At 55.3% G+C, this 7,059-nt stretch carries 3 protein-coding genes and 2 pseudogenes; 1 reads left to right on the top strand and 4 read right to left on the bottom strand.

Translation table 11 applies throughout. From position 1 onward, the window contains the following. Nucleotides 1-186: 186 nt before the first annotated feature. From AC07E3_RS21125 to AC07E3_RS21140, 4 genes and pseudogenes are all read right to left on the bottom strand, one after another. Nucleotides 187-669, bottom strand: a pseudogene (locus tag AC07E3_RS21125) (DDE-type integrase/transposase/recombinase); the annotation flags it as partial. Between the two features lie 230 nt (nt 670-899). Beyond that, on the bottom strand, nt 900-4,436 hold the full coding sequence (locus tag AC07E3_RS21130) for an autotransporter domain-containing protein (RefSeq protein WP_478364665.1): 3,537 nt from the start codon (nt 4,434-4,436) through the stop codon (nt 900-902). A 121-nt stretch (nt 4,437-4,557) separates the two neighbouring features. Next, on the bottom strand, nt 4,558-5,130 hold the full coding sequence (locus AC07E3_RS21135; protein WP_478364667.1) for an invasion associated locus B family protein: 573 nt from the start codon (nt 5,128-5,130) through the stop codon (nt 4,558-4,560). A gap of 346 nt (nt 5,131-5,476) precedes the next feature. Further along, nucleotides 5,477-6,250 (bottom strand): EAL domain-containing protein, encoded by a 774-nt coding sequence (locus tag AC07E3_RS21140; protein WP_478364669.1) that lies wholly within the window; start codon nt 6,248-6,250, stop codon nt 5,477-5,479. 361 nt (nt 6,251-6,611) lie between these two features. Between AC07E3_RS21140 and AC07E3_RS21145 the strand changes: the two are divergent. Further along, nucleotides 6,612-6,907, top strand: a pseudogene (locus AC07E3_RS21145) (transposase); the annotation flags it as partial. Nucleotides 6,908-7,059: the final 152 nt, after the last annotated feature.

The following is a 7,059-nucleotide window of genomic DNA, read 5'->3' on the forward strand; positions in this document are numbered from 1 at the left end:
CCGCTTGGGAATTTGGATCTCGTCTTAAGGACGGTGAGGGCCGCAATCGTGCGTACCCTGTGTTTGCTATGGGAGAGACCGCTTCTTGACGGCGGAGACCGCTTGGGCAACCATATCAGGGCATCCGGGACACCGGATGCCCCATGACCTGCTGACCTAAGCAGCCAAATCTTCCCGATATAGGACGTTATCGCTGACCACCATCTTCGGCTTGCCGCGCCGTGCCAGGAGCGCTTCCAGTTCGCGGGCTACGCGAAGACCCGAGAGCGATGTGTCGGCGACCAAGGCCAGACACTCGCGGGTGCAGTCATCCACGATTGTCAGGACCCGGAAGCGCCGGCTGTCGGTCAACTGGTCCGAGACGAAGTCGAGCGACCATCTCTCGTTCGGGGCCATGGGGATCAGCATCGGCCGCCTTGTGCCCATTGCCCGTTTCCGGCCACCTCGTCGACGTACCGACAGCCTCTCTTCCCGGTAGATGCGGAACAGGCGCTTATGATTGACCACATGCCCTTCGCGGCGCAGCAGGACGTGTAGCCGTCGATAGCCGAACCGTCGCCGCTCATGGGCAATCGCCTTCATCCGCTCGCGCAGAACCACGTCGTCGGTTCTCCTGGTCTGATAGCGCATCGTCATGCGGCAACAGCCAAGGATCTTGCACGCCCGCTTCCCATGGACAAAATAGGCACGGCGTATCTTCGCGATCGTTTCCACAACCAACATCCAAAAACAAATGCCTCCGATGACAATCGGAGGCAGTCTGATGCCCCTGTGTCTCAGGGGTCCCTTTTGGATGAAAATTACCCCTCAAACGGGGTCCCTATTCCATGAAAAATCACACTCCAAACAACTGGAGGGATGTCGGGGCTCAGGTCAGATGCGTTGAATGTCGATTCAGCCTAGAACTTGACGCTCAGGTTTGCCTTGACGGAGTTATCGACGAAATCATCGCTGACCTGGCCATTGTAGTGAAGACCCATTCTGGCTTTCGCAGAAAGGTCGACCTCGAAGCCGGCTTCCAGCACAACCGCGTCCTCGGCGACTGGCAAGCCATTATTGAGGAAGGGACCTCCGTCGACAAATGCGAGAACCACACCGGGTGTAACATCGCCAAAGGCACGCCGCCAGCCAATCATGCCGGAGGCCGTCACCACCGAGCCGTTGCCGAGCGAGAATTGACGCGACGCACGCAACCCTAGTGTCGTGGTCGTCACATCAGTCGAGTCGCCAAGGCCGGACAGCGCTGCTGCCCTGCCATCCTCGTCAAAGTCGTCCGTTTCCAAATGCGTGTTCGCCACACCGACGAAGGGCTCGATCGCAGCAACGGCGATATCAAAAGTGTATCCCGCTTCGCCGAAGATCTGTACGCTGTCGGCTCTGTAATTGCCGGTGGTGGCACCGGCCAGTGTTGACCGCGTCGTGTCGATGTCGTGGTGGCCATAGGCTGCACCGAAGCTCAACCCGACTGCATCCCACCGCGTGCCGCCATAGAGGCCGATCTGGTAGCTGTCGATGTCAGCGGAAGCAACAGCGGCATCGAGCGAGCTGCGGGCGTAGCCGGCCACCAGACCTAGCCGCCAATTGTTGGCGACGTCGCCATCAACGCCGGCGATGAAGCCGCCGATGTCGCGATCCAAATCGCCGGCATTGCCATCGCTGCCGAACGCCCCCCACGAGCCGAAAGCCTGCCCCCAGATCGCCGGAGCAAGAGGGTTGTCGTCCTCAAGGCTGTTCGCCGCCGTGGCGGTGACGATGCCGCCAAGCGTGGCGCGCACGCGGCTGTCGGCGGCGTCACGCAGGAAGCGTCCATCTTCAATTAGAACGCTCTTGAGCGAAGCATGAATCTCACCCGAGAACCCTGCCAGAGTTGCTGACACGTCGTCGTTGATGGTCAGGCCCAGGAGTTTTTCATAGACCTCATTGCCACCGCCCAGTGCCTCAACCGCTTTAGCGGTTTCCTCCTCGTTGAAGGTATCCGCCGCATCGGCAAAAGCACGCCGGTTGATCGTTAGATCAGCGAAGTCCACACCGTAAATCATGGAGGTGTCGATGAACCTGTAGTACGCAGCGACTTCATCGAACCTCCCGCTAACACCGCCGCCTGAAGTCAGAACCGTATAGCGGTTGCCCGAGAGTGCGGCCAGTTCCGCAGCACTTGCAGGACCCCCGTCATTTTCCAACGAAACCTGCACAACGCCGCCAAGCAGCGTTGTTTTGCCCTCGACCACCAGTTTGTCAGAACGTCCGTCTGCAGCGACTTCGATGGCAAGTGCCGAACCCTTTTCAAAGGTTGCATTGCCGGCATCCTCGCCAACAGCGCCTGCCCTCTTCACTGTCAGGGTACCAATCGAATTGCCTGGGGAGACTATGCCGCCTTTCTTTGCCAACAACTGCCCAACCGATCCAATACCGCCAAGGGTGCCGCTACCATTGATGACAGTCCTGGACACCAATGATCCATCCACGATGAGCAAGCCGCCGTTAATCGTCGTGTCGCCACGATAGGTGTTATTGCCGGACAGCTTGAGCACGCCATCACCGGACTTCACAAGGCCGCCCAGATAGTCAGCATTGGTCTTTTGCGACAACTGGTTTACCCTTATCTGGCTAGTCTCAATCTCAAGGTTGATCGCATCGTTGGCCGCGATAATGTTGTTGCGACCAGCGTTGGCAAGGCTTTCAGCCAGCTCGGTGTCGCTGCGCTCGTCAATGAAGCTCTCGTAATCCCCGCGCGTGCTGTAGCGATATCTCCAAACTGGATCCGTGGCTTCATAAGCTGCCAGCAATTGTCGTCCCATCGGGTCTGCCTCCAGCGCCTCAATCGCGGCATCGAAATCTGCCGAATCGTAGGTATCCGCGTAATTGAGATCGACTGCCGCCTTCAGCAACGCACGAGCTTGTTCTATTGCGGCGATATCGTCGGTCGTAGGTGCAACGAACTCTGGAATCGTCTCTATCTTGCTTTCCAACTCTGCCTTATGATCTGTCCATTCCTCGATCTCAGCCAACTCTTCCGCCTGTCGCTGCTGTAAGGCAGCGTCCGAGATATCGTTCGACCAAGTGTCCGTCAGGCCAGCCGGCAGATTCGCCTCAAACTGGCCCAGAAACTGCCCCGGACCGTTCATCGCTTTCTGCAAATTCGGCACGCCCCAGCCGCCCAACTCATTGGGAACCTTTGCGTCGCTGGATTTGACGAATGTCAGGTCCCCATAGGTATTCTTGCCTCTTTGACCCTTTTTGCCGTTCGGGTCCTCGACCATGATCTGGCCCGTGGTCTTCAGCACGCTGAGCGCCTGCGCATTGCTCATATAGGGATAGCGCTGCATGGTCAGGGCCAAGGCCCCCGACAGGTTAGGCGCAGAGGCCGAGGTTCCGTTGGCGTTGTCGCTATAGCCGCCATCCGTCATGGTCGAGGGCATGCCCGAAGGCCCCATCATGCACCACCATTTGGATAGACCGCATTTGTTATAGACCTGTGCGACGGCCTCGTCATAGCCTGATGCCACGAGCCAAAGCCCTTCCAACTCGGGCCGGAAATAGGGCATTGCCGAGCGTATACTAGCATTGGCTGCGCCACCATTGCCGGCCGACCAGACCATGACCACATCCCGCTTGGCCGTCTCGATCGCTGCGTCGAGCCAGGTTTTCCTGTCCTGATAGCTCAAAAAGGATTTTGCCACGCCTTCGATCGAATCGTAATCATCGACCGAGGGCGGCGTGCCCCAGCTGCTGTTGATGATCCGGACGCCGCCATCCGCCAGTTTGCCATAGGCCTGCTTGAAATAATTGTAGTCTTGGTTGGGCCCGTAAATCGCCCCGTCGTTGCCATTGGTGTTGGTGAACAGAAGTTTGCTGTCGAACGCCAGCCCATGCATGACACTGCCGTCGCGCGCGGCACCCAACAGCCCAGCCATCTTGGTTCCATGCGCGTCATTGATGGTCTTGTCATATTCGCCACTAACGAGAAAGCTTTGGTTCTTGGCGAAGGCGCCGCTATTCTCATAGATCGACCCGTCGGCGTGGTACCGTCCCGCGACCGTCACTGTGGTTAGGCGGTTCATGAATTCCCGATGCGACGACAATATACCGGAATCGACGAGGCCGACCCTCAACCCCTTCCCGGTGAACCCTTTTGCATAGGCGTATTCGGCCTTGATGGCGCCAAGACCCCAATTGCCCTGAAATTCCTTGTCGCCGCGCCAGCTTTGAGCAGCAGCCTCTAGCTCGTTAGTGCGACTACCGTCGGCTTTGAAATATTGACCTGCTTGTTGGGCCAACGCTCCCGAGGATAGGCCGATTAGCAATGCCGCTGTTGCCTTACCGACCAGCAGAGGTTCTCGCAAACCGCCCACGCGTGACCTGTCACGGGTGACGCCGTCGACTGTCGACCGGCATTGTTTTTGTGCTTGGGTTCCTGGCCACCTGTTTAGTTTCATTTTGCAACCCCTGTTGATATTGACTCGAATCGGGGGACGCCCCGATGAACAGAAGACCGGCCATGCACTAACAATCAAACTGGACTACTTAGTGGGGCTGATCACGATCGCCCGCTCACTATCATTTACGAGTTACCAATTCTGCTGCCCGATCAATTGCCATGCCAAAACCCACCAAAGATATCTTGAACGGAATATACTGATCTTCGATGGAAACAGCTGACAATTTCCAATCACGACTATTACGCATTGCCTCTAGCGCAACTCGGTCCAACGACAATGGCACAACGCAGCCTCCTGGAAGGCACGTTTGAAACAAAAGCGGACTCCCAATTTCCTTATCGTCAATTTGAGTTCTCACTCCGATAGAAAAATCGAGGCCAAATGGTAGTGTGATTTCACCCTCGTAGGCATTGTTCTCGTTACCAACAGAGATCCTGACATCGAGAACAGGCCGGCCAGTTTCTTGTTGCGTTTGTGTTTGCCAGACAAAACATTGTCTTCTTTCATCGGCAAATGTGCATGACACTGTCCAGCTTCCATACCTTTCGCTGACTGACGAAGCTCCCGCCGGAAATGAAGGCGCTGGCTCTCTATTCTCATCTCGGTCGCCAGCAGCTGCGGAAGGGCCCCCAAGTAACGTGACCAGTACGACAATAACTTTCTGGAATTTCTTTGAGCCGTAGAAATGCATATACCTACTCATTGTCTGCCAAAATTCCGGTATCCTTCTGCCAGTCGCGTATCGCGAAATGCCCAGCATATCTTGCAGTTTTCAACCTATGGCTCCGCGAAACGCAGAAGGTGGCATATGACTTGACCGACGAGCCGCTCATCTCTAGCAGCGACCGAAGTGGCTCCAGAGTCGTAACTCGAAGTTTAACATCCATTATTACTGCAACGATTCGACCATGGATACACGTGGGAATTGCCGAAAAAATTAACATCAGACAAAATGTGCTTCCGTTCCTAATTCTCTCTGAGTTCCCCATTTTGCCAACAAAACTCAAGCCAGATTATCTTTATAGACAATATTCATATCATCTTGGCCGTTTGGGGAGTCTGATGTCACTCAGAGTAGGCATAGAATATAAGTACCCCTGAATATGCGATGCACCGGCCGCTCGTACGGCATCGGCCTGCGCATCGGTCTCCACACCTTCGACCACGACAACGGGAGCGAAGCTGGATGCAAAGCCGACAATATTCTGTAGGCTACTCCGCGCATCGCGCGAAGGGCGAATATTGTGAAGGAAGGTCTGGTCGAGCTTGACGATATCAAAATCGACCCGCTGGAGAAGCCCCGGAGTTGCGAAGCCAACCCCAAAATCGTCAAGTGCCACACGGCAACCAAGGCTCCGTATTTCGGCGATCATTTCTGCACAGAATGTCAAATCTTTCAGGCCCTGTGTCTCGGTCACTTCCAAGACTAGCCTCGATGCAAGATGAGCCCGGTGTTGAATCTGCTCTCGGATGGCATTCCATGCAGTCTCATTGGCAAAATTGTCTGCCGACAAGTTGCACCCCAAATCGAAGGTCGGATTCGCTTCAAGTAGATCTAGAACCAGCCTGAGCATATGTCGATCAAGGATCGGCATTTCCCGTAATGCATCGAGGCACGGAACGAAATCGCCTGCTGAATAGATGCGGCCATCTGAACCAAATAGTCTCGCCAGGCACTCCCCATACAGCATTTCATTTGGTGCGAGTGCGGATCGAATATCCTGGATTGAGCACCCTATGCGATCGCTGGCAATTGCATCGACAACAATCTCAACATGCTTCCCATCAAGCATGTCTAGATGATCGAACATTACACTCTCCACACAATAATCATGCAGTAGGAAGCATCAGAGATCTTCGCAACATCACAGCCCTACTTTCCAACCATCCAAGCCAGACATGAACTTCAATCGAAGTTAGACATTCTCAGAGGATGAAGGTCCGATAAGGTATGACGTAAGGTACGGGTCAACTGATTTTTATGAACTGATGCGATGGATGCCCCTTCGTCCGGCATTGTATGATGTCATCTGTGCATTGGCGGCGCTATCGAAGGAGGAGACCATGTCAGACGTGCATATTCTGGCAATTGACCGTAACCATCCGGTGGTCTGCCCCCTGAAAAGTGGTCCTCTGTGAAGTAGGCTATTGAGCCTGAGAGAGGACGTTGTAATGCCCCAGAAGAAGCACAAGCCCGAAGAGATCGTCGCGAAGCTGCGCCAAGTTGATGTGTTGTTGTCGCAAGGCCGATCGGTCGGCGAAGCGGTTCGCACGATCGGCGTGACGCAGTTCACGTATTATCGCTGGCGCAAGGAATTTGGTGGCTTGAAAGGCGACCAAGTTAAGCGGCTGAAGGAGCTCGAGAAAGAGAATGACCGGCTGCGCAAGGGGGTGTCGGACCTGACGCTTGAGAAGTTGATCCTCAAAGAGGCTGCCTCGGGAAACTATTGAGCCCCGCCCGTCGCCGTTGTGATTTTTCATGGAATAGGGACCCCGTTTGAGGGGTAATTTTCATCCAAAAGGTGAATAGCCCCGAGTTTCGTGGACACCCTCGGGTTACATTTCCTGCTGCCGTTCGAACTCGACGGGTGACAGCATCCCGTTCCTGACGTGTTTGCGC

The organism is Nitratireductor lacus, from assembly GCF_056431025.1.